Below are 24,161 nucleotides of genomic sequence, written 5' to 3' on the forward strand. Positions count from 1 at the left end.
GTCGTGCGCATCCACAGCTCTTCGGGCACGACGGGCACGCCGGTCATCATCCCCTACACCGCCCAGGACGTGACCGATTGGGCGATCCAGTTTGAGCGCTGCTACCGAACTGCGGGCATCACCAATCTCGACCGCATCCAGATTACCCCAGGCTACGGCCTGTGGACCGCGGGCATCGGCTTCCAGCTTGGCTGCGAGCGCTTGGGCGCCATGGCGATCCCGATGGGTCCCGGCAACACCGAGAAGCAGCTCAAGATGATGCAGGACTTGCATTCCACGGTCATCACCGGCACGTCGAGCTACGCGCTTCTGCTCGCCGAGGAAATCTCCAAGCGCGGCCTGCGTGACAAGCTCGACCTGAAGAAGGGCGTTATCGGCTCAGAGCGCTGGGGTGAGAAGATGCGCCACCGCATCGCGAACGAGCTGGGCATCGAAATCTTCGACATCTACGGTCTGACCGAGATTTACGGCCCGGGCATCGGCATCTCCTGCGAGGCTCATCACGGTATGCATGTTTGGGAAGACTTCGTGTACGTGGAGATCGTCGACCCGAAGACGGGTGAAGTGCTGCCCGACGGCGAGGTGGGAGAAATCGTGCTCACCACGCTGCGCAAGCAGGGCGCGCCGCTCATCCGCTACCGTACGCACGACCTTTCACGCATCATCCCCGGCGCCTGCACCTGCGAGTACGGCAGTCATCACCCGCGTATCGACACCATCGTCGGTCGCACCGACGACATGGTGAAGGTGAAGGGGTGCAACATGTTCCCCGCGCAGATCGAGGAAGTCATCAACTTCACGGAGGGCACCTCGTCCGAATACCAGATGATGATTGAGGCGATCAACGGCCGCGACGTCATCACGCTTCTGTTCGAGACTGCGCTCACGGGCGAGGACCGCGAGAGGTGCGAGCGCGAGCTTGAGGCAATCTTCAAGGCGAAGATCGGCTGCACTCCCGAGGCGAAGGGTGTGCCCATCGGCGAGTTGCCGCGTAGCGAGAAGAAGACCAAGCGTATCTTCGACAGCCGTTACTAGGCTTACACTTGGCCGCTTAAGTCGATTTTCTAGAAGGAGACCCTTGCCGTCCGCCGACGGCGAGCGGCAAGGGTTCTCCCATTTACAGCGCGCTTTCCCCCATTCGCCGCGCAGAATTCGGCTGTTTTGTGAAGCGCTCGAATCTACTATTTTCTTTGGTATGTTAATTAGCGAAATCCAAACTAACTGAAGAGAGAGATTCACGCACATGACTGACTTGAGCATGCCTTCAAGCAGTGTGCGCCTTGGCGCCGCTGTTCCTGTTTCCGCACCCGATGTTGACAAAAATGCGACAGGTGATGTCGCTGTTGCAAAAGCCCCCACGAAAAAACGGCCGCTTCACAAGCAGCTCACTTTTGCGCTGTTCATGACGGGCGGCATGGTAACGCTTATGAGCTTGTATAACACCGCGTTGCACACCTGGTTCAACTTCACCCTTTTCGACTGCCTCTCCGGAATGCTTCTCCGCTGGCCGATCGCGTTTGTTGCTTCCCTTACGATTGGCGATGTCATTGCGAAGCGCGTGCTGATGCCGCTTGTTCGGAAAATAGCATCTCCTACTGGATGGATCGCCTCGCATATCATCCCGTTTTGCAAGGTCAACGCAATGGTTCCTTTCATGACGTTCTTTGCATCTCTGCTGTCTGTCGGTATCTCGCAAGACTTGCTGCCGCTGTGGGCTTTCACGTACGTGACAACTCTCCCGGCTGCTCTTGCCGCAAATGTGGCGCTTGTCGGCCCCGTAGCAAGGAAGATGTACAGTCTGGTGTTTGGCGAGAAGTTCTGATGCTGCGTGACTGTCCCCGTGCGCGGCAGAGAGGGGACCGCGCGCTCGCGAACGAATCTCGTTCGAAAAGGTAGGATTTCGATTTTCCCGCCTTTCCGAGCGCTATAGTGTGATAGAGTAGCCGCATGAATTTTGGTGAGGGACATATTGCGCACACTGTTGCATCGGCTGCGACCGATGTCTTTTCTGCACCCCTCTACTACTATTATTCCTATCGATATCTCTAGCACACGAGGCCTGGCTCGTTGCGCGCATGGGCGCGCAGGTTGACAAGGAAAGTCTCGCGTCGTGTGCGCCTTCCGTGTTTTCCCTGTTCAAACTCGGTATGGGAAAACGTTTCACGTGAAACCCTTTGAGAATCGTTAGGAAACAGCAATGATCGCAAAACTATGCATGGTGCTCATCTTCATCGGCGTTGCCGTGGGCGTGGGTATCTACTGCCGCCGTTCGACGGCAAGCGTTGACGGCTTCGTGCTCGGCGGTCGAAGCGTCGGCCCTTGGATGAGCGCCTTCGCGTTTGGCACAAGTTATTTCTCGGCTGTGGTCTTCGTCGGTTACGCCGGCCAGTTCGGATGGAAATACGGCATCGCCGCATTCTGGGCGGGTATTGCCAACGCCGTTCTCGGCAGCTTGCTTGCTTGGTGGGTGCTCGGCCCGCGCACGCGCGAGATGACCCATCGCCTGGGCGCGACTACGATGCCGGAGTTCTTCGGCCTCCGCTACGACTCGAAGGCCCTGCGCGTTGCCGCCGCTGCCATCATCTTCGTCTTCCTCATCCCTTACACGGCGAGCGTCTACAACGGCCTGTCGCGTCTGTTCGGCATGGCGTTCGGCCTGCCCTATGAGTGGTGCGTTATCGGCATGGCAGTTGTGACCTGTATCTACGTCGTAGTCGGCGGCTACATGGCCACGGTGATGAACGACTTTCTGCAGGGAATCGTCATGCTGGTCGGCATTATCGCCGTCATTGTGGCCGTCCTGTTCAACAACGGCGGCTTCATGCCCGCGATTACCGAGCTTTCGCAGATGTCCTCCGATTTGGCGCCCGACATGGCGGGCCCGTTCGTGAGCATGTTCGGCCCCGACCCGTTGAACCTTCTGGGCGTGTGCATTCTTACGAGCCTTGGCACCTGGGGACTTCCCCAGATGGTGCAGAAGTTCTACGCCATCAAGAGCGGTCCCGCGGTGAAGCAGGGTGCTATCATCTCGACGCTGTTCGCCTTCGTGGTCGCGGGCGGCAGCTACTTCTTGGGCGGGTTCGGTCGCCTGTACTCCGGTCAGGTCGAGATGGGCGCGGACGGGCAGCCTATCTACGACTCGATCATCCCCACGATGCTCTCCACCCTACCCGATCTGCTTATCGGCATCGTCATCGTGCTCGTGCTTTCCGCTTCCATGTCGACTTTGTCCTCTCTCGTGCTCACGTCCTCCTCGACGCTCACGCTCGATGTGCTCAAGGGTAACGTCGTGAAGAATATGAGCGAGAAGGGTCAGCTCTCAACGATGCGCGTGCTCATCATCGTGTTCATCGTGATCTCGGCGGCGCTCGCACTTGTGCAGTACCACTCCTCGATTACGTTCATCGCGCAGCTCATGGGCATCTCGTGGGGCGCGCTCGCCGGCGCGTTCCTTGGTCCCTTCCTGTGGGGCCTCTACTGGGGCCGCGTGTCGAAGGCCGCCGTATGGGCAAGCTTCATCGTGGGCGTGGGCCTCACGACCGGCAACATGATCTTGGGATTCGTGGGCACGCCGCTTATCGCGAGCCCCATCAACTGCGGCGCCATCGCGATGATTCTCTCGCTTGTCATCGTGCCGCTGGTGAGTCTCGTCACCAAGCCGGTGTCCTTCAATGTGAACCCGCCGAGCGCGGAAGGTGCAATCGATCGCGAGTATGTCCGCGAACTGCATCTGCAAAAGGAAAGGGAAGCGAAAGCGGCTTCTGCGGAATAGTCGTTCTGTTTGCGAAGGCCTTGCTGGCGAAGGCCCTCGTTGAAGGGCTCGCGCTTCAAGTTGATTTTGAAAGAGGAGACCGTTCGTTTCGGCGGTCTCCTCTTGCGTTTAGGCGACGATGATTTTCGGCAAGGCGAGGTCGTGCGGCTCGGTCGGCACAGCCTCGACTTCCTGTTCCCGAAAGGCGATGCCGCACACGACGGCGTCACTTCGAAGCTCGCGCAGGAAGCGGTCGTAGTTGCCGCCGCCGTAACCGAGGCGCATGTTGCCAGCATCGAAGGCGACCATCGGAACGACAACGGCGTCGATTTCTCGCGGGTCGCATGGCGTGCAGCCGGCAAGCGAGGGGTCATCGGGGGTAACGGTGCGGGCGGGTTTGTCGAAGAAGGCGCGTCGCGTGCCGTCGAGGGGGACATCCCAAAACGTCATGCGGGCCTTGGCGTCGTTATCGTTTCGCACCATGACGGGGAAGGCGCAGGTCCATCCGTGCAAGCGGGCGCTTTTCGCGAACGAGGAGACGTCTACCTCGCTTCCCAGCGCATGGTAGACGGCAATGCGAGCCCCGGGCGCAACCGTGCGGCCCAGGTACTGCACAAGTTCTTCGCACGCTTTCTCGCTGCGAGCGATGCGCTCATCGGCGGGGATGGAGTTGCGCCGTGCGATGACGAGGCTCCTGATTTCTGCTTTCGTGTTCATGCCTGCAAGTATAGAGTGCCCGCAAACCTTGTTTCACTCTCCGAAAAAAACGCACATGTGGGCCGCGTCGTCGAAAAATCAAGGCATACTGAAACGGCCTGCAATTATGCAGGGGAAGTATCCGCTCACAACGAAGGGGTTCCTGTGGAAGGTTTCGACCTTATCAGTACGGGCGCTTGGTCAATCGTGCCGCCGCTTTTGGCGCTCGGGCTCGCGCTCATCACCAAGGAAGTGTACTCGTCGCTCACCATCGGCGTACTTATGGGCATGGTGATCTACCAGTTCACTCTCGCGGGGGTTGGCGTCGATCAGTTCATCGCGGCGTTCACCATGGTTCCACGAATGATGGCGACGCAGATTGCCGAAAACGGAGCGCTGTTGCTGTTCCTTGCCTTATTAGGCGCGCTCACGGTGGTCATCGCGATCGCCGGCGGCTCGCGCGCCTACGCCGAGTGGGTGTCGAAGCACGTGAAGAACGCGCGCCTTGCGTCGGTTCTCACGGCGGTTCTCGGCATTCTCATCTTCGTGGACGACTACTTCAACTGCCTGACGGTCGGCGCGGTCATGCGTCCCATCACCGATCGCTTCCACATCAGCCGCGAAAAACTGTCGTGGATCATCGACTCCACGGCGGCGCCTGTGTGCATCATCGCGCCGGTCTCCTCTTGGGCGGTTGCCGTGGGCGGCTATCTGGGAGAAGACGGCTTCTCGACGTTCGTGCAGTCCATCCCCTATAACTTCTACGCGCTGCTCACGATCTTCTTCGTGTTCTTCATGCTGATCACGAAGCTCGATTACGGCTCGATGCGCGCGGCCGAGGAAGCCTGCGCCCAGGGGCACGATGTCGACGACATTCCGCGCGAGGGCAGCGCTCTTGCGGCGGTTTCGGCGACCCGCCTTTCCGAGAAGAACGTGGAAGCGTACGAAGGGGACCATCCGGGTGTGCCGTCGGTCGTGACCGAGGAGGCCGACATCGACGACGCGGCATCGGGCGCCATCGACGAGTACAAGGGGCTCAACATCTCCGAGAACGGTCGCGTGTTCGACCTGATCGTTCCCATCGTCGTGCTGATCGTGTTCTCGATTCTGGGCATGATGTACGCGGGTGGCTTCTTCGAGGGCGTCGACTTCGCTACCGCCGTCGGCGAGGACCCGGTGACGGGCCTGTGCATCGGCTCTTGCGTGGCGCTTGTCGTCGCGGCTGCAATGTTCCTTCCGCGCAAGCTCACGACACTCGAGGGTTTTGTTGAAGGCATCTCCGAAGGCGTGCGCTCGATGGTCGGTGCGATCATGATCCTCGTTCTGGCATGGAGCTTGGGCGGCCTGTGCCGTCACATGCTGGGCACGGGCGAGTTCGTGAGCGGCGTGCTGAACGGGCTTGGCGTGGGGCTTACCCTTCTGCCTGCGATCATCTTCCTGGTGGCGGCGTTCATCGGCTTCGCCATGGGCACCTCCTGGGGCACGATCGCGCTTATCCTCCCAATCGTGATCGGTGTGTTCCCCACCGACGACCCGCTGTTCCTTGTGGCCGTCGGCTCGACGCTCGCGGGCGCTGTCTATGGCGACCACATCTCGCCGATATCCGATACGACGATCCTCTCCTCTGCGGGCGCAAAATGCAACCACCTGCGTCACGTTGCCACGCAGATTCCCTACGCGACGCTCGTCATGGTTACGTGCTTCATCGGCTACATCGTGGCTGGTTTCACGGGCAATCCGTGGATCTCGCTCGCGCTCGGCGCGGTCATCATCGTCGTTGCCGTGATTACGCTTCACAAGCTGAATTTCGGCGTGAAGAAGGGCGAGGCGGCATAGCTTCTCATTGGCAAATAGCGGCTTGAGGGACCCACGTCCCGAGGGCTATGTGAGAATGGCGGCTTCCGAGAGGAGGCCGCCTTTTTGCGCTCGAGAACCGCTTCTTTAGAATAATTCTATTTCAAGATATTAAAAAACGCGAATAGACCTATCGTAAAAGAATCCTTCTGAATGATATAGCAGTGCAATGGCAATTGCGCTGCCAGCCCTTCTCGATTAGTGGGATTCGCTTCCTGCGGGCGGCACGCGCTATTCGATGCCGAGCACCTGCATCACGAGGAGCGCGACGGTGAGCACGGTCACGATGGCGACCGTCACCCAGATGAGAATCTGCGAGAGGCGGCTCGATTTGAAGGCCCCCATGATGTGCTTGTCCGAGGCGATGATGGCCATGAACACGAGGAGCACGGGCAGGATGATACCGTTCACAAACTGGGCCGTGAGCATGATGCCCATGAGGTTGACGTTCGGGATAAGCACGACCACGGCGCCGATGATGATAACGAACGTGAAGATGCTCTTGAACATGGGCGCCTCGCGCCACTTGAACGACACGCCTGCTTCCCAGCCGAACGCCTCGCAGATAACGAAAGCCGTGGTGAGAGGCAGAACGCAGGCTGCAAGGAACGAGGCTGCGACCAGGCCGATGGCGAAGAGCGCCTCGGCGTACTGCCCGGCGAACGGGGCGAGGGCGCGCGCTGCCGCCTCGGCGCTGTCGACCTCGATGCCCTGCGGGTAGAGCACAGCTCCCGTGGTCACGATGATGAACCAGGCGACGAGACAGGCGGCGATGGTTCCCGATACGGCGTCGATCTTCTGCTCGAAGAGCTCGTTGGTCGTGGTGCCCTTCTCGACGACGTTGCTTTGCGTGAAGAACATCATCCACGGGGCGATCGTCGTACCGATCATCGCGATGACAAGCGATATCCAGCTCACGCCGCCTGTAACTTGCGGAACGACGGTCGAGGTGAGGGCGTCGTTCCAGTCGGGCTGGGCGAGCACTGCCGCGATGATATAGGTCACGAAGACGAACGACAGCGCGAGGAACACGTTTTGCACGCGCTTGTAACTGCCGCCGACGATGAGCAGCCAGACCGTCACCACAGCGATCGGAACGGAGATGTACTTCGAGACGCCGAACATCTCCATGCCCGATGCAATGCCGGCGAACTCGGAGAACGTGGTGGCAACATTGCCAACGAGCAGGGCGAACATGGCCAGTGCCGCGAGGCGAATGCCGAATCGCTCGCGGATGAGCGCAGCAAAGCCCTTGCCGGTGGTCGCGCCCATGCGGCTCGCGGTCGTTTGCACCACGATGAGCAGGATGCACATGATGGGGATGACCCACAGCGTCGTGAAGCCGAACTTCGCGCCCGCCGTGGAATACGTCGAGATGCCGCCCGCGTCGTTGCCCGCCATGGCGGTGACGATGCCGGGGCCCATCGCTGCAAGGATGAGCAGCAGCCGGTTTTTCTTCTTGCCGTCCTGGCTGTCGGTTTCCAAAGCGGTCGTCTTGTCGGGGAGCGCTGCCCCCGTCGCCTTCTTCTGCTTGCCGCTGACGCCAAAGGCCTTGCCGGGGATGGGGGCAAGGGTCTTTGCCGCGCTCTTCGCAGCGTCTGCTTTCTTCTTTCCAAACACCATGGCTTATCTCCAGGAGTAACCGATGATCTGGAACAGCACGAGCGTGTAGAGTACCAAAAAGAGGATAGCCGCTGCGGTGGCTCCCAGGCCGAGCAGGACGCTCTTCTTCGTCTTGTCGCCGCTCACGTCGTCTTCGATGGCATCCCACGCGTCGTCGGTGGTGACGATGCCCAAAAGCTTGCCGCGCTCGTCGACGACGGGCATTGCGGGGAGGTCGTACTTGAAGACGTCCGCCGCCACGTCGTCTTCCGTCTCGTCGGGCGAGGCGGTGATGAGGTCGGTGTACATGATGTCGTGCATGACCTTGCTGTCGTCGGTCAGGACGAGGGTGCGCAGCGACAGCACGCCGACGAGCTTGTCGTACTCGTCGAGCACGTAGACGTAGTGAACCGTCGGGTGCTCTTCGGGCAGCTCGCGCAGCACTTCGATCGTCTCGCGAACGGTGAAGGTTTCCGGCACGGCGACGAACTGGGTGGTCATCATACCGCCCGCGGTGCCGTCCTTGTACCCCAAAAGGCGGCGAATCTCGGCGGCGTCTTCTACGCCCATCAGGCGTAAGAGCGCTTCGGCCTTCTCATAGGAGAGGTCGCGGACGATGTCGACAGCGTCGTCGGGGTCCATGTTGCCGAGGACGTTTGCGGCCTTGGCGTCGTCGAGGTCCTCGATGAAGTCGGCCTGGTACTCGTCTTCCATCTCGGAGATGGCCTCGGTTGCCTGGCTCTCGTCGAGGTGCTTGAAGACGTTCGCGCGCTGCTGCGGATCGAGCTGTTCCAAGATGTCGGCGACGTCGGCGGGGTGCAGCTCGTCGAGGCGCTTGTGCGTGACGGAAAGCTGCACTTCCGAGAGGTCTCGGTCGAGCAGGTCCATGTAGTTCCAGGCGATGATGCGCTCGTCGATTTGCTTGTGGAAGGTTTTCGCGACGGAGACGACGGCGCGCTCGAGCCAGGGCGCAAGGCCTCGCAAGATGCCGCGGATGCCCACTTCAGCGCCGAGCAGGCGCAGCTGCGTGCCCGACTGCGAGAGCTTGAGGTCGTTTACGCGCACGACCTTAAGCCCCTGGGTGTCGACAATTTGGCGATCCATGAGGTCGCGCGCAAGAAGCACCTCGTCGGGCTGCAGGTAGCTGAAGCGGATGTCGGGCGAATCGACGGAAAGCTTGATGCCCTCGTCGTCGAACTCGTCGACGTACTTTCGCCAGGAAATCATGAAGGGCACTTTGCCCGGCCCTTGGAAGGCGAGGCTCGTGATGCGGGGGAAGACCTCGCCGGTTGAGATTGCGAGGTCGGAGATCGTGCCGATTTTCTCGCCGGCGGAATCCACAACGGGCTTCCCCAGCATTTGGGATAGATAAAGCATGGCGCTCCCTTACGTTCTGATGCGCCGTTAGGCCGTGCTTTGGAATCGTACCACTCGGGGGAATTTTCCCAGGTAAAATCTTTGTCAGGCCTGGCGCATTGCAGTCGACCCTCGACTGCCGACGCGGGGAGCCGAAGGGTTACATACTGTGAGGCTTATGTTTTCGAACCTTCAAGTACGGACCTTTCCTCCAACAATAAAAAAACCGCACGTGTTGGTGACCCAATCGTTGCGGAGTAATAAGCTGAAATGGTGCGCCATGAGGGATTCGAACCCCCGGCGTACTGATTCGTAGTCAGTCCCTCTATCCAGCTGAGGTAATGGCGCACTTCTAAACAGCAACGGATATTATGCCAGTGGATGAGGAAGGTGTCAACAACTTTTTTCAAAAAAATGGGGGCGAAATCGAATTGCCTGCTCGTGGGGCCGTTTCGCCTCACTTGCCTCGCCTCATTTTCTGGGGCGCCCTCTTCTTCTTATTGCGCGCAGATTACATTCTCGCGCAGATTTGCCGAATCCCGGGAGCGTTGAGCGGTCGGGCGTTGCAAGGCGTTATCATGGTGAAACGAGAATGAAAGGTGACGCGCATGAACGACGAGCGTATCGATCTCTATAAGCAGTTCGAGAGAATCAATTACATCGACCCATCCTATTACGAGAAGTTCCGCGTGAAACGAGGCTTGCGCAATGCCGACGGCACCGGCGTGCTCGCGGGCATGACGAACATCTCGAACGTGCACGGCTATCTGCTTTCCGACGGTGACAAGCTGCCTGACGAGGGCTCGCTGCGCCTGCGCGGTTACGAGATTACCGACCTGCTCGGCGAGGAGAGCTCCACGACTCGTTTCAGCTTCGAAGAGGTAGCCTACCTGCTGCTTCTCGGCGAGCTGCCCACGCGAGACCAGCTCGACACCTTCATCGCTGCGATCGATGCGCAGCGCGAGCTGCCCGACGGCTTCACCGCATCGATGATCCTGAAGGACACCCCGCCTGACATCATGAACGTGCTGGCCCGCTCGATCCTTCTTCTGTATGCCTACGACCCCAATGCGGAAGATCGCTCTCCCGAGCACGAGATCAACACGGCAATTTCCCTCATGTCGCGCGTGCCGCGCATGATGGTCCTTACCTATTATGCCCAGCAGGCGCGCTACCACAACGGCTCCATGATCATGCATCGCTTTATCTCCGGCCAGTCGACGGCTGAGACCATCCTGTCGATGCTTCGACCCAATCGCGAGTTCACGCCGGAAGAGGCGCGCATGCTCGACGTCATGCTGTGCCTGCACGCCGAGCACGGCGGCGGCAACAACTCCACGTTCACCACGCGCGTCATGTCCTCGGCCGACACGGACCCGTATTCGGTGTATGCGGCGGCCATCTGCTCTCTTAAGGGAAAGAAACATGGCGGCGCGAACCACCAGGTCAGGGCGATGCAGGCCGACATAAAGCAGCATGTGTCGAATTGGGAAGACGACGACGAGGTTGCCGATTACCTGGCGAAGATCGTGAACAAGCAGGCCTATGACAAGTCGGGCCTGGTCTACGGCATGGGACATGCGGTGTATACGCTCTCCGACCCGCGCGCCGTGATTTGCAAGAAGTATGCGAAGAATCTCGCCGAGGGAACGGAATTCGAGGCGGAATACCGGCTCCTCGAGAGCATCGAGCGCCTGGCGCCCGAGGTGATTCTGCGCGAGCGCGGCACGAAGAAGGACATGTGTGCGAACATCGATATGTATTCTGGCTTCGTGTACTCCATGATGGGGATTCCCGAAGACCTGTACACTCCCCTGTTCGCCTGCGCCCGCATGGCGGGTTGGGCTGCTCACCGTTTCGAGGAGATCGTTGCGGGTAAGCGCATCATCCGCCCGGCATACAAGAGCACGCGCAGCGGAAGCCGTCCGTACACGCCGATCTCCGAGCGCTAGTTTTTGTTGGTAAGGGCGCTATAATGCCCTTACCAGGAGGAGTTGGAAGAGGGAGAGGAGGTGCGCATGCCGCCGAAATTTCCGAAGGGCAATGTGCGGCTTATGACCGACGAGGACCTCGACGGGTTCACGCTCGATCAGCTGAAGTGCCGCGCGTGCAGCGGCTATGGAAACTGCGGTTACAAGCAGATGAACATCTACAACGGCAAGGCCGTTTCCATCTGCCAAATGCGCAAGAAGAAGCTGCAGTGCGAACGCGATGGCGTTCCCTTTGAGATGTAGCCTCACGGATGGGCCTCGCGACAAGCGGGGCCCATCTGCGTTGGCGGCATGAAAAACGCCCGAGGGCATCGGGCGTGTGTTGACCTGGCGGAGGAAGTAGGATTTCGCGTCCGCTCCGAGGCCGCAGCCCCTCCCTCGCAAGCTCGGTCGGGCGAATTCCTAAAAACGCTTCGCTGGAGCGTTTTTGCCCTGCGGGCCGGAATTCCACCTCATCGGTTCAAATCCTTCTCCCGGAAATGAAAAACGCCCGAGGGTATCGGGCGTGTATTGACCTGGCGGAGGAAGTAGGATTTGAACCCACGGAACCTTGCGGCTCAACAGTTTTCAAGACTGCCGCCTTCAACCACTCGGCCATTCCTCCAGTGAGACCAGATTATATCAGGTGCTTGATTGACGCGGCGCCATCTGTCGGAATTCTCCAAGTCTCCTTTGTGCGCGCGTCCCGACGGTGCCTCGTCTTGCGCCCGTCGCGCTCGTTCCAACCCCTGTCCAAGCGCAAGCTCCCTATTCATAGCAGTTCAATATGTCCGTTCGGCAAATTTTGCTTTACGCGGCTAAAGTTCGTTGTATCGTGCAAGATGCGTATATGAATTCGCGCCAGTATTTATGAGGAGCAAACGATGACCGTCGAGAAAAAAGACCTGGACTGGGGCAGCCTCGATTTCGGCTACCATAAGACCGACTACAGCTTTGAAGCGCATTGGAAAGATGGTGAATGGGATGAGGGCGGCCTGACCACCGATCACGACCTGCACCTTTCCGAGTGCGCGGGCATTTTCCACTATTGCCAGGAGGTCTTCGAGGGTCTGAAGGCCTACACCACCGAGGATGGCTCGATCGTCTGCTTCCGCCCCGACATGAACGCCGAGCGTATGTTCGCCTCCGCCGAGCGTCTCGAGATGCCTGGCTTCCCGAAGGACAAGTTCATCGAGGCCGTGAAGGCCGTTGTGAGCGCGAACGCCGCCTGGGTGCCGCCGTTTGGTTCGGGTGCTACGCTCTACGTGCGTCCGTTCATGATCGGTTCGGGCGAGGTCATCGGCGTTGCCCCCGCTCCCGAGTACACCTTCCGCATCCTGGTTACGCCGGTCGGCCCGTACTTCAAAGGCGGCTTGAAGCCGATCAAGCTGCGCGTCTCCGAGTACGACCGCGCCGCACCGCATGGCACGGGCAACATCAAGGCGGGCTTGAACTATGCTATGTCGCTGCGCCCGACGATGGAGGCGCATCGCGGCGGCTATGCCGAGAACCTCTATCTCGACTCCGAGTCGCGCACTTACGTTGAGGAAACGGGCGGCGCGAACGTGCTGTTCGTGAAGGAGGACGGTACGCTCGTGGTGCCGAAGTCGCACACCGACTCCATCCTGCCTTCCATCACGCGTCGCAGCCTTGTTCAGGTTGCGAAGGATTTGGGCATGACGGTCGACGAACGCTATGTCACCTGGGAAGAGGTCGCTGGTGGCGAGTTCGTTGAGTGCGGCCTGTGCGGCACTGCGGCGGTTATCTCCCCAGTCGGTCAGATCGACAACAAGGTCAACGGCGCCGACCAGGAAGTTGTCTTCCCTGCTGGTTGCACCGAGATCGGCCCGGTGATGAAGAAGCTCCGCGAAACGCTCACGGGCATCCAGGACGGCGCCCTCGAGGACAAGCACGGCTGGGTCTGCAAGATCGGCTAGCGCGCAACGGATGCGAACACGCTTCGGATTCAACTGATTGTAAAATGAAAGGCCTGATGGGTAATGCCGTCAGGCCTTTTTTGATGAAGGATTGCTTTCGCGATGGCGCCGCTTTCGTCTTCGCCGTTCGCGCCACTTGTTGCTGGCGCCTTCGCTGCTCGAGTTTATTCGCCGCTGGCATCTTCTGCGCTCGCGCTTTCTGCCTTCTCGCTGGGCTAATCCTCGCGGTTCTCCCTTGCTTGCGCGCCGTTTTGCGACTCCTCGATGAAACGCGCGGTCAGGCCGGTGCGCGTTTGGGTGCCCGTCTTCTTGTACAGCGAAGTGAGATGATGTTGAACGGTTCGCAGCCCGACGCCCAGCTCTGCTGCGACGTGCTTGAGCGGCCGCTCATCCGAGACCACTGCAGCGAGAACGTCGCTTTCCCGCTTCGTGAGTCCATACGACTCGCAAAATGCCGCAAGAGTCTCCTCGGGGCTTCGAGGAGGAGCCATCTCGGGGGGTTCTTGGTCGGTATCAACCGCGCTCTCATGATCGGGCGTTTCTTCGGAGCCTGCCGACTTTTCGGAATACGATGAGATGCGCTCTTCATAGTCGGGGGCGAGCATCCCTGCGCGCGTCATCAAGATGAGAACAGCCGCGAACAGCACAAAGGCGAGCGAAGTGAGCGCCTGGTCATTGGCTTGCGCGAGGGCGGCCGAAGGAATCGTGACGACCAGCGCGACAACGTTGCTGATAACCTTCCCCATTCCCGCCCAAAGTTGGGGAACTCGCATATAGGCCGCGAGCCAGATGAACAGTGATAAGTAGAAAACAGCGAAGATCCCCGATCCTGCGTAGAACACAACGCGGCAGACGGTGATATTCAAGCCCGACCCTGCGGCAAGCGCCGCGGCTGTTGCAAGGAAAGCGACGCAGAGGACCGCCGTTCCCATATGGCGGCGACGATCGAGGTCAAAGAATATGCCTGCTGCGACCCCGCAGACTGCGACGACAAGCCGGGGCCAGGCTTCGGCGTATTGATTGACCCAGGGGGTTCCGAGTGAAGTTACGCTGTTAAGGACGTTAAACAGCACCGCGAGCAGAATGGTCAGCGCGACAAGTTGGAGGGCGAAGCGCCGTGGCTCTTGAAGGCTGGGCGAAGCGGCGAATCCCTGAAGGTCGAGAATCTTGCGAGGATATATCGGATTGCCCATGCGGTCCACCGCTGCCCCCTCGCAGGGTACTTGAAGCGACGGCCAGCCGAAGAGCGCCACGAGCGAGAAGGCGATGATACCAAGGCCTAAAAAGGCGGCGTCGCCCGCTCTTCCCAGTGGAATGTGGAAGCAAATCAGATGAAGGAGAATCCCTGCGGCATGAGCGAGCGCGACGCACGTGGTCAGGCGATCGCTTCGCGCAAGCATCATCGCCACGCCAAAATAAGCACCGCCGCCGAGGACGCCCATAATGAAAAACGAGAGGTAACCAGCCCCGACAATCGCGATAGGCGAGGAGACCGTCGCTGCAACGATGAGGCTTGCAACCCAGAGGATGGCGAAAACGAGAGCCACTCCCCGCCGTTTTCTTCGAGAAAGCTTCAAGCTGTAGAGCGGATAGCAGAGGAATCCCAAGGCATTGAGGCCCATTATCGGGACAATTGTTGTAACGAACCCAGGCTCAAGCGAAAAGGACGACATGCTCGAGAGGTAAAACGAATTGCTCTCGAGAAAAATGAAGTAGAAAAGCGCGAGCGAAACCATCGCGACAAAGGTATTTTTCGCAATGGCGTTCATAAAAAGTCTTTTCCGATTCTTGATTGAACAGTTTTCCTCTGACCGTCATTATACAGGTTGAAAATGGGGTAGGTGATTGCGATATCGTGAACGACCCTTTCAAGGGGGACATTTTGGCCGAGTCGCCGAAATCGCCGCAAATTGGGATGCTTCGCGTCCTATTCCTTTTCGAAAATGCGGACCGTCGATGCGAATAGACGGGTAAAACTCACAAGGGGGGTTTCGTATATACGAAACCCCCCTTGCGCATCTACGAACGTTACCCTCTCGCTCGCTTCCCCTCATGATGGAGGGTAGTAGTGCGCAAGTCGATGCGCGTATACGAGGAGAGGAGAAATGAATGGAGACGGGAATAGGAAGGGTGCCGTTTCTGGCGCGAGACAGTATCGAGCACATGAAGACCCCGAGGCAAGTGGGACGGAGGTTTCATCATGAAACGCACCAAGATTCGTAACATCTTACTTTCAGCGCTTCTCGCGCTGACTGTCGGCATGCCGACACTTTCGTTCGCCGATGAAGGCGCTTCTGCGGAATCGGGCGCGTCGGGCGCAGGAACCACGCCCTATGCCGCAGGTGATAAGGACACAGTGGCCGACCCCAACACGGCAAGCTCGTGGAGGGACTGGGGTCTGGACTACTCGACCCAGAGCGTCGGCCGCATCTGGACTGATAAGACGGTGTCGACTGAGGACGTCGTCCTGACGGGGGCGGACGGGACGATGACGATCGCGAAGAGCCCCGAGGCGGACTTCCTCACGGCGTTCTCGGCGCTTTCGTCCACATCGAACTTGAAGTCGAAGATCGCGCAGCCGCTCGATATCGTGCTGGTGCTCGACGCTTCGGGCTCGATGGACGATCCTATGGGCAATGGCGACAGCACGAAGAGGATCGACGCGCTCAAGGTTGCGGCGAACTCGTTCATCGACGAGATCGCGAAGCAGAACGCGAACATAAGCGACCCCGCCCAGCAGCATCAGGTTTCGCTCGTGAAGTTCTCGGGGGATAAAAGCAATCAGGTTGGTAATGGTACCTATCGCAAGGGCGGTTACACCTACAACTTCAGCCAGGTGATGAAGAACCTGACCTCGTGCGTCGGCTCGTCGGCGGACGAGTTGAAGTCGACTGTCAATGCCATCAGCCCCGCCGGTTCGACGCGGGCCGACTATGGGTTGCAGCTTGCGGCTGATCAGACGTCGGGTCGCGAGAACGCCAAGAAGGTAGTGGTGTTCTTCACCGACGGTTCGCCAACGAGCAGCAGCGGTTTCGAAGACGGAGTGGCGGGCGATGCCGTCTCCGCTGCGAAGTCGATGAAGGACGCGGGGGCGACCGTTTACTCCGTCGGCATCTTCAGCGGTGCGAATCCCGTGGCCGATCCCGCGAACAGCGGAACCAGTGACGAAAACAAATTCATGCATGCCGTTTCGAGCAACTATCCTACGGCAAGCTATTCATGGCAGAATGGCCAATGGCCTTGGGAGTCCGGCCGATGGGTCTGGAACTTCGGAGCGCGTGCTGCCGATTCCGATTTCTACAAAGCGGCTTCGAACGCGGCCGACCTGAAGACCCTCTTCGACGAGATTTCCCAGGAGATCACAAGCTCGACGGGCCTTCCCACCGAAGTGCAGCAGGGCTATGACCCCTCGACTTCGGGGTACATCACCTTCACCGACCAACTCGGCGACTACATGAAGGTCGATTCGTTCACGACAATCGTGTTTGCGAAACAGCTGTTCCAAAATCCGGTGAAATCGACGAGCGGAAAAGTCGACACGTACACGTTCTCGGGCGAAGCGGGCAACGTGCTCTATCCTTCGGGTAACCTGAATTCGATCGTCATCACGGTGACCAAGTCGGATAATCTGGCGACGGGCGACCTCGTCGAAGTGAAGATTCCGGCAGCGCTTATCCCGCTGCGTCATTTCCAGGTTGACGAATCGGCTGGAACGGGCCATGTCGACATGACGTTCCCCATTCGCGTATTCTTCGAGTCGAGTGTGAAGGAAGACGTGGGAAGCGCGTTGGGCAACCCCGATGCGACGCTTGCCGCCTACATCGAGGCAAACACGACCGGCGACGGTGTGGCGTTCCACGCGAACAAGTGGAGCGGCGGCGAGGACGGCGACGTTACGGCGACGTTCACCCCTGCGAAGGCCAACAGCTATTACTACATGACCGAGGAAACGCCGATCTACACGGATGAGGCGTGCACGGTGCCTGCTAAGGGCGCGCTGAGCGCAGATGGCACCTACTACTACAAGCGCAGCTGGTACGAGATCGACAATGGGAAAGCCACATTGCGGTCGGGCACCATCCAGTTCTCGGGCAATATTCCCGAGTCGTGGCTTGGCTATATCGGCACTGACGCTTCCGGCAACGCGGTGTTCAAGGCGGGTACTCCGCGCTTCACCTATATCAACGAGCTGCGAACGGTCAAGGGCGACAATCCGACAGCGACGGCGACGACGGTTCTCAATCCCGTGTGGTCGGGGAGCAATATCGCCTGCCATCTGGGCAATAACGGAAAGCTCATCATCGAGAAGCCGGGCACGCTGGCTATCTCCAAGTCGCTGGTCGTCCCCGAGGGCTACGATCGTGCCGATTTTGCCAACGACACGTTCACCTTCACCATTGAGATTGACAAGGCGGAGGGACAGGAATTCCCCGCTGAGGTCCGCGATGCGAACAACGAGCCGGTGGGCGATGCGTTCACTATCGCGTTCGACAACAACGGAAAGGCGACGCACTCGCTCAAGGACGGCGAGACGCTCATCATCCGCGGTTTGAGCGCGGGCTGGGAATACCTCGTCAGCGAGCAGCCTACGACTGGTTTCGACCAGATAGCTCCTGCGGAGAACAACGACCCGCAAGCTGCGACGGGAACGATCGCTGCTGGTGCGCAGGCGAAGGCTGAATTCGCGAACGCCTATCGTCCGAGCGGCACGCTCGATAACGACGATGCCCTTGCCGTCAAGAAGGTGCTGACCGGTCGTAGCTGGACCGACAACGACGCCTTCCGTTTCATCCTTACCCCCACGACCGACAACGCTCCGATGCCGCTCGACGAGAATGGCGAGCCTGTGAATTCGATCGTCCTCACCAAGCAGGACCTGGTTGACGGCGGTTATGCGGCTGGCACGTTCGGCAACATCACGTACACGAAGCCCGGTACGTACGTTTACGAAATCAGTGAGGATCAGACCGTAGGCGCCGGAGCTGGCATGTCCTTGTCGCAGGCGCGCTATCGCGTGGTCGTCACGGTGACCGAAGAGCTTGCGGAGCAGGGCGACAATGCCATCCATCAGGGCATACTGAATGTGTCAAGCGTCATGGTGCAGATCAACGCCGACGACGGCGCAAGCGTCCAGTCCGATGACGGCGTCGACGCCGCAACGTTCACCAACGAGTTCGCCGCGAGGGAAGCGAAGTGGAATCCCTCGGTGAAGAAGGAATATACCGACAACTCGGGTGCGAATCCCCTTGCGCGCGGTATGTTCAACTTCCGCATCGAGCCAGTCGTGGATTGGGCCCCGATGCCCGCAAACCCAATCGGCGAAGTTAACGCCGACGGCAGCGTGACGTTCGGGGACATCGTCTTCACGGGCGACATGATCGGTGAGTCGTTCGAGTATCGCATCACTGAGTTGGTACCGGATGGTGCTGGCAACTGGATAAACGTTGCCGACGCTGACGCGTCCCTGCTTCAGACTGGCATGACCTATGATGAGTCCACGTGGGTCGTCAGGGTAGACATTGCGAGCGAGGTAATCGACAACGAGCAGGTCGTGGTTTGGACGGCGAGCTACCAGCTTGCCGATGCGGCGCAAGGCTCTCCGGCCGAACCGTTCGCAACCTTCCGCAATTCCTATACGCCTGAATCCGTGAGCGTTCCCGCCGAGGACTTCGCGGCGGGCACCAAGACCCTCACTGGGCGCGACATGCTCCCGAACGAGACCTTCGGGTTCGTGCTGCTCCCTGGCGATGACGCGACGCAGTCTGCCATCGCGAACGGCGCTGTCCGTCTGACGAGCACCGACGCGGTTGCGCTGCGAGGAACGAACGGCCAGGCGGTCGACTTCTCCTTCAGCGATGCGACGTTTGCCAAGCCGGGTACGTACACCTTCATGGTGCGCGAGAATTCGTGGAACAGCCAGCGGATTCCCGCTGATGGTACGCAGGGCATGGCGTTCGATCGCCATACCGCCACAATCGTGGTGACGGTGACCGACAACGACGGCGTGCTTGCGGCAACGCGGACGGTCGAGAACTCGCTCGACTTCACCAACCGTTATACGGCGGAAGGCGACTACGCCGGGCTCGTCCTGAGCAAGACGCTCAACGGTCGCGATATGGACCAGGGCGAATTCACCTTCCACATCGCTGGCACCAATGACGCTGCTGCGGCGCTGCTCGGCGGCGACGGCACGCGCACGTTTGTGAATTCCGAGCCCCGTGCTGCGGGCGTCGCGTACGAGGCGACCCTGCTTACCGACCTGCACTTCACGCAGGACGACGCGGGTAAGATGTTCACCTTCGACGTGTTCGAGAACGTGCCTTCCATCGGGGCGCCTGGCATGACGTATGACAAGACGATGCACAACGTTGCAATCAGCGTTGCTTCCGACAATGCGGGCGCGCTTGTGATAACGACCACGGTCGATGGTGCGGCTGGCAACAAGGTTTCTTTCACGAATGCTTATGCAGCTGACCCTGCGACGTTCGATACCCAAGCGGGATTCGGGCTGTGCAAGGTGCTCGAGGGGCGCGATTGGGAAGCCAATGACGCGTTCAGCTTCCTGCTCGAGCCGCTGACCATGGGTGCTCCGCTGCCAGGCGATACCATCGTGACGGTCGGCGCCGACATGGTTGACCCCGCTACGGGCCATGCCCCGATTTCGTTCGGGGACATCACTTATAACCAGGTTGGAGTTTATAAGTACCGCGTAACCGAGACGAACGCTGGGCACATTATCGGTGGCATTAAGTACTCGAGCAACGTTGCCGAGTTTACGGTGACGGTAACCGACCTTGACGAAAACGGCGTCCATACGGACAAGCTTGTGGCGACCGCCCAGCTCACGACCACGCCCAACACGCGCGAGTTCACGAATGTCGCCGGCTTCGAGTATGACGACAATCAGATTCCCGTGAACGCGTTCAAGCGCTTCGTCAACAACTCCGCGGTCGAAATGCCGGATATGACGGGGCTGTTCACCTTCACGTTGACCGCTGCTGAGGCGAATGCTCCGATGCCTGTGGCGACGACGACGCACAATGGTGCCGACGGGTCGGTCGACTTCGGCGTAATCACGTTCGACGCGAGCCTGTTCGACAACGGTCCTATCGTGATCAACAGCGCTTCTGCTGCTGCTAAGTCCGCTGCGAGCGAGTCGAACGCGGCTGACAAGGCGGTAGCGAGCGACGTCCCTGCGGCAGACGCTGCGGCGGCACCTGAGGCTGGCGCGTTGGCACCCGATTTGGGCGATGCTGACAAGGGCGAGGGAGGCGCACCTGCCGACGCAGGGGCTGCTCCTGCTGGTGACGGCGCGGCGGTTCCTGCGGCAAAGCCTGCGGGCGATGGCCCGACGACCGACAATCCGCCTGCTGACGCCAACACGCTCGTGTTCCACTACACCATCACCGAGAAGGCGGGCGGACACGCTGACGTGACGAACGACCCGAACCCCGCTTTCACCTTCGAGGTTACGGTGACCAGGGACAACGCTGGCAACGTCACGGCGAATGTGACCAACGTGCAGGATTACGTGAAGGGCACGCCGCTGCGCACCTTCACCAATACGTACACCTACACGCCGCCGATCATCCCAGATCCTGACCCGATCTTCGCGGCTCCTGTGGCGAAGAAGATCCTTGAGGGTCGAGCGCTCGTCGCGGGCGAGTTCTCCTTCGAGCTGCTCGAGAACGGCAAGGTCGTCTCCACGGGTACGAACGATGCTGACGGGAACGTGGTGTTCTCGGACATCGAGTTCACCGAGGCGGGCACGCACATCTACACGATGCGCGAGATCGGTGCGGGAACCACAGCTGCCGGTGTCACCTATGACGCGACGACGTACCAGGTCACGGCCGATGTTGTGGAGATCGACAACGAGCTGAGGGTTGACTTTGCCATCGATAGCACCGATGGGGCGGTCTTCAAGAACGCCTATAAGGCCAAGGGTACGACGGTGATCATCGGCGCGACGAAGACCCTCGAGGGTCGTACGCTCGCGGCGGGCGAGTTCACCTTCAAGCTGACGGGTGCCGACGGTCGCACGTACGAGGCGAAGAACGCCGCCGACGGCCGCATCGAGTTCCCCGCGATCGACTTCGACAAGGTCGGAACGTACGACTTCACGCTGGTCGAGATGAACGACGGGCAGACCGGCATCACCTACGACGGCCGCTCGTACAAGGTGACCGTTGTTGTGACCGATGACGACAAGGGCAACCTGGTCGCGAATGTGACCTGGCCTAACGGAACGCCTCCGACGTTCAAGAACACGTACACGAAGCCTGTTCCTGCAGTAACTCCGGGCACGCCCGGCAAGCCCCCTGCGCGCTTCGCGAAGACGGGTGACACAGCGATGCCCATCGCATGTGTGGCAGCCCTGACGATTCTTGCCGCGGGTGCTGTCGGCGCTGCAGCGTTCGGCGCGCTTCGCAAAAGGGAGAAGGGGGATGAGAGGCAGTAGCTGATTGACTATGAGCCCTGATGCGGCCGCAGCACCCCAGCATCGCGATTTGATCACGTGATGTAGGGCCTCTTGATCGAGGCCCGTGCGGCCGCGGGGCACCTCTAGGCCCCGACTATAAGGCAGTGCGCAGGTTCTTTCCTTTCCTCGTAACGCGTGCGCAACGCCTTTGGCCGGGGCCTTGTTGTGCCTTATAATGGGCGCATGAACGACGAAGATTACATGAGGCTTGCCATCGCGGAGGCTCGACGTGCGGAATCGCTTGGCGAGGTGCCTATCGGCGCCGTGGTGGTCTACGAGCCGATAGACCGAGGGACGAGGCGCCCCTTGGCTGAGCCGCGTGTGATTTCCCGAGCGTGCAACTTGCGGGAGACGACGAAGAACCCCGCAGGCCATGCAGAGTTTCTTGCCATGCAGGAAGCGGCGCGCGTGCTCGATGCTTGGCGCCTTTCGGACTGCACGGTGTACGTGACGCTCGAGCCCTGCATCATGTGCGCGGGGCTGATGCACCAGTCGCGCATTGCCCGCTGCGTTTTCGGAGCTTCCGACCCGAAGGCTGGGGCTGTAGGAACGCTCTACCAGGTCAATGCCGACGAGCGTTTGAACCACACGTTCGAGGTGACGCCTGGGGTTCTTGCCGACGAGTGCTCGGCGCTCCTAAAGGATTTTTTCGCGAACAAGAGGAAGAAATGACTGACGAAATCGTTTGCAATGAAGAAGCTGCTGTGACTGAGGGCGGCATGCCTGGGGAGACCGGCACTGGGGTGACGGCCGCCGATGCGCCCGCCGATGCGGCTGTTGCGGGTGGCTCAGCTGCCGATGTGCGCGCCGAGGCCTCCGCCGAGAACGTTTCACGTGAAACGTTCGCCCTTGAGCAGGGAGAATGCATGAGTCGTCAGCGTGCCTCGCTTGAGGTCCCGGTCGATATGATCTCCATTGCGCGCACGGCGCAGATCGAGGGCGCAGGGCTTAAGCTTGTGGCGCCGGCGAAGGTGAACCTGTTTCTGAGCATCGGCGATCGCCGCGATAATGGATACCACGACGTGTCGACCGTCCTTCATGCCGTGGCGCTTCACGATATTCTGTACATGAAGCGTTCCGACATCGTTGCCGCGCGCGCGGCGCTTGAATCCGCCGAAGAAGGCGCGCCAACGAACACGGCGAGCGCTGGCCCTGCGGATAATATTCTCATTTCGGTCAGCTGCGATGCGCGCGGGGGAGTGGCACCCCTCAACGTTTCTGTGCGCAACAACATCGTGTTCAAGGCGATTGACCTGCTCGCTCGTAAGGCAGATATCTCTTACGACGACGCGATTAACATTCGCATCGAGAAGAACATCCCGCACGAGGGCGGTTTGGGCGGCGGCTCTTCCGACGCGGCGGCGGCGCTTGTCGGCGCAGCTCGCTTGTGGGGCATCCCCGAGGACGACCCTCTGATCGAGGAGGCTGCGCACGAGCTTGGCAGCGACGTGGCGTTCTTCCTCCATGGAGGTTGCGCGTGTTTCACCGGCACGGGCGAGCTGTTCGACCATGAGCTCGAAGTGATGAAAAAGCCGCTTGTGCTGGTCAAGCCCGATTTGGGCGTGTCGACCGCTGAGGCGTACCGCACCTTCGATGGGAACCCCCAAAAGGTCGACAAGGATGCGGCTGCCGCTGCCGAGGCGGCGCAGACAGCGTGCGACGTTCCCCTGGTGAACAACTTGTCGCCTGCAGCCGAAAGCGTGCTTCCCGAGCTTGCCGACGTTCGCGCTTGGCTGCATCGCCAAGCGGGGGTCGAGGCGTCGCTTCTTTGCGGCAGCGGGTCGACGACCTTCGCCGTGTGCCGCGATTTCAACGTGGCGTGCTCGGTTGCCGCGGCGGCTCAATCGCGCGGCTGGTGGGCGAGAACGACCATGTTCGGCTCGCTTAAGGCGGCCGTCGTGCCCGATCAGAGTTAGGCGCGCCTATGCCCCTGTTAGCCCGACTTTCGCGAATCGTTCCGCTGGTCATCGTGCTTGCGCTCGTAGCGGGCGTGGTGTATGTGGTCGCGATGTTTTTGTATTCCCCGACGAAGGCGAAAGAGATTCTCCTCAAGCTGTTCACGTTCCTGATGAGCATACTCTCCGCGTTTTTTGCGCTGGCGTCGCTGTATGCGCTGTTCGAGGGGAACATTGACGTTCTCGAGCTCACAGCAAGCTTCCTGGCGACGACGCTCATCGGTCTTGCCGTGACGCTTTTATGCCGACGCTCGTTCATCAAGCACAACCCGAATTACCGTAAGAAGCCCGAGAAGGCCTCCGGCTTCAAGTGGTGGAGATTCAGGAAATAGACCGCTCGTGCTGTTCGCGCCGTCCGTGGGCGCTGTCCCGCTTGCGTTTTCCGCGCGGAGCTTTCTGGGCTCTTCTTATGTGAATTCTCTCTCGCTGATTCGCTTTCCAGCTAAAAAAGCCCCCGCGGTTGCGGGGGCTGTGCAAATCGTGGCGGAGAAGTAGGGATTCGAACCCTAGATGCCCTTTTGGGGCATACTCACTTAGCAGGCGAGCACCTTCGGCCTC

At 59.9% G+C, this 24,161-nt stretch carries 15 protein-coding genes and 2 tRNA genes; 11 read left to right on the forward strand and 6 right to left on the reverse strand.

Translation table 11 applies throughout. From position 1 onward, the window contains the following. The 3 genes from Q0G18_RS04825 to Q0G18_RS04835 form a co-directional block, all read left to right on the forward strand. Nucleotides 1-1,035: phenylacetate--CoA ligase family protein (locus tag Q0G18_RS04825; RefSeq protein WP_297150118.1), on the forward strand; the 1,035-nt coding region annotated here is incomplete at its 5' end. Nucleotides 1,036-1,243: 208 nt separating this feature from the next. Then, entirely contained in the window at nucleotides 1,244-1,822 is a 579-nt protein-coding gene (locus Q0G18_RS04830; protein ID WP_297150121.1) for a DUF2798 domain-containing protein, read from the forward strand. A gap of 375 nt (nucleotides 1,823-2,197) precedes the next feature. Next, nucleotides 2,198-3,772 carry a sodium:solute symporter gene (locus Q0G18_RS04835; RefSeq protein ID WP_297150124.1) on the forward strand — a complete coding sequence of 525 codons (1,575 nt, stop codon included), beginning with the start codon at nucleotides 2,198-2,200 and terminating at the stop codon, nucleotides 3,770-3,772. 108 nt (nucleotides 3,773-3,880) lie between these two features. Here Q0G18_RS04835 and Q0G18_RS04840 read toward each other — a convergent pair whose 3' ends face one another. After that, nucleotides 3,881-4,468 (reverse strand): 5-formyltetrahydrofolate cyclo-ligase, encoded by a 588-nt coding sequence (locus Q0G18_RS04840; RefSeq protein ID WP_297150127.1) that lies wholly within the window; start codon nucleotides 4,466-4,468, stop codon nucleotides 3,881-3,883. A 144-nt stretch (nucleotides 4,469-4,612) separates the two neighbouring features. Here Q0G18_RS04840 and Q0G18_RS04845 point away from each other — a divergent pair, with 144 nt between their 5' ends. Continuing rightward, nucleotides 4,613-6,283, forward strand: coding sequence for a Na+/H+ antiporter NhaC family protein (locus tag Q0G18_RS04845; RefSeq protein WP_297150130.1), 1,671 nt, complete (start codon nucleotides 4,613-4,615; stop codon nucleotides 6,281-6,283). Between the two features lie 249 nt (nucleotides 6,284-6,532). Here Q0G18_RS04845 and Q0G18_RS04850 read toward each other — a convergent pair whose 3' ends face one another. The 3 genes from Q0G18_RS04850 to Q0G18_RS04860 all read right to left on the reverse strand — a co-directional run bounded on the left by Q0G18_RS04850 (nucleotide 6,533) and on the right by Q0G18_RS04860 (nucleotide 9,607). After that, nucleotides 6,533-7,924: an Nramp family divalent metal transporter gene (locus tag Q0G18_RS04850; protein ID WP_297150133.1), complete on the reverse strand. Its 1,392-nt coding sequence runs from the start codon at nucleotides 7,922-7,924 to the stop codon at nucleotides 6,533-6,535. A 3-nt stretch (nucleotides 7,925-7,927) separates the two neighbouring features. After that, nucleotides 7,928-9,280 carry a CBS domain-containing protein gene (locus Q0G18_RS04855; RefSeq protein WP_296059145.1) on the reverse strand — a complete coding sequence of 451 codons (1,353 nt, stop codon included), beginning with the start codon at nucleotides 9,278-9,280 and terminating at the stop codon, nucleotides 7,928-7,930. A 250-nt stretch (nucleotides 9,281-9,530) separates the two neighbouring features. Then, nucleotides 9,531-9,607: transfer RNA gene (locus tag Q0G18_RS04860), tRNA-Arg, on the reverse strand. A gap of 260 nt (nucleotides 9,608-9,867) precedes the next feature. Here Q0G18_RS04860 and Q0G18_RS04865 point away from each other — a divergent pair. Together Q0G18_RS04865 and Q0G18_RS04870 are read left to right on the forward strand one after the other, a co-directional pair. Beyond that, on the forward strand, nucleotides 9,868-11,211 hold the full coding sequence (locus Q0G18_RS04865; protein WP_297150136.1) for a citrate/2-methylcitrate synthase: 1,344 nt from the start codon (nucleotides 9,868-9,870) through the stop codon (nucleotides 11,209-11,211). Between the two features lie 66 nt (nucleotides 11,212-11,277). Next, nucleotides 11,278-11,493 (forward strand): hypothetical protein, encoded by a 216-nt coding sequence (locus Q0G18_RS04870; protein ID WP_158049958.1) that lies wholly within the window; start codon nucleotides 11,278-11,280, stop codon nucleotides 11,491-11,493. Nucleotides 11,494-11,766: 273 nt separating this feature from the next. Here Q0G18_RS04870 and Q0G18_RS04875 read toward each other — a convergent pair. Then, nucleotides 11,767-11,854: transfer RNA gene (locus Q0G18_RS04875), tRNA-Ser, on the reverse strand. 259 nt (nucleotides 11,855-12,113) lie between these two features. Between Q0G18_RS04875 and Q0G18_RS04880 the strand changes: the two genes are divergently transcribed. Then, nucleotides 12,114-13,166, forward strand: a complete 1,053-nt coding sequence (locus tag Q0G18_RS04880) for a branched-chain amino acid aminotransferase (protein ID WP_277013379.1) — start codon at nucleotides 12,114-12,116, stop codon at nucleotides 13,164-13,166. A gap of 215 nt (nucleotides 13,167-13,381) precedes the next feature. Here Q0G18_RS04880 and Q0G18_RS04885 read toward each other — a convergent pair whose 3' ends face one another. Beyond that, complete coding sequence (locus Q0G18_RS04885; RefSeq protein ID WP_297150140.1) at nucleotides 13,382-14,713, reverse strand: helix-turn-helix transcriptional regulator; 1,332 nt, start codon at nucleotides 14,711-14,713, stop codon at nucleotides 13,382-13,384. Nucleotides 14,714-15,366: 653 nt separating this feature from the next. Here Q0G18_RS04885 and Q0G18_RS04890 point away from each other — a divergent pair. From Q0G18_RS04890 to Q0G18_RS04905, 4 genes are all read left to right on the forward strand, one after another. Further along, the gene (locus Q0G18_RS04890; RefSeq protein ID WP_297150143.1) at nucleotides 15,367-21,627 is read left to right on the forward strand and encodes an FctA domain-containing protein; all 6,261 of its coding nucleotides are present in this window, start codon (nucleotides 15,367-15,369) and stop codon (nucleotides 21,625-21,627) included. A 204-nt stretch (nucleotides 21,628-21,831) separates the two neighbouring features. After that, nucleotides 21,832-22,320 (forward strand): nucleoside deaminase, encoded by a 489-nt coding sequence (locus tag Q0G18_RS04895; protein WP_297150146.1) that lies wholly within the window; start codon nucleotides 21,832-21,834, stop codon nucleotides 22,318-22,320. Beyond that, complete coding sequence (locus Q0G18_RS04900; protein ID WP_297150149.1) at nucleotides 22,317-23,564, forward strand: 4-(cytidine 5'-diphospho)-2-C-methyl-D-erythritol kinase; 1,248 nt, start codon at nucleotides 22,317-22,319, stop codon at nucleotides 23,562-23,564. The genes Q0G18_RS04895 and Q0G18_RS04900 overlap by 4 nt, the downstream gene beginning before the upstream one ends. Before the next feature lie 8 nt (nucleotides 23,565-23,572). Further along, nucleotides 23,573-23,935, forward strand: a complete 363-nt coding sequence (locus Q0G18_RS04905; RefSeq protein WP_297150152.1) for a guanylate cyclase — start codon at nucleotides 23,573-23,575, stop codon at nucleotides 23,933-23,935. The last annotated feature ends 226 nt before the right edge of the window (nucleotides 23,936-24,161 follow it).

The organism is uncultured Ellagibacter sp. (assembly GCF_934636505.1).
GTDB lineage: Bacteria > Actinomycetota > Coriobacteriia > Coriobacteriales > Eggerthellaceae > Ellagibacter.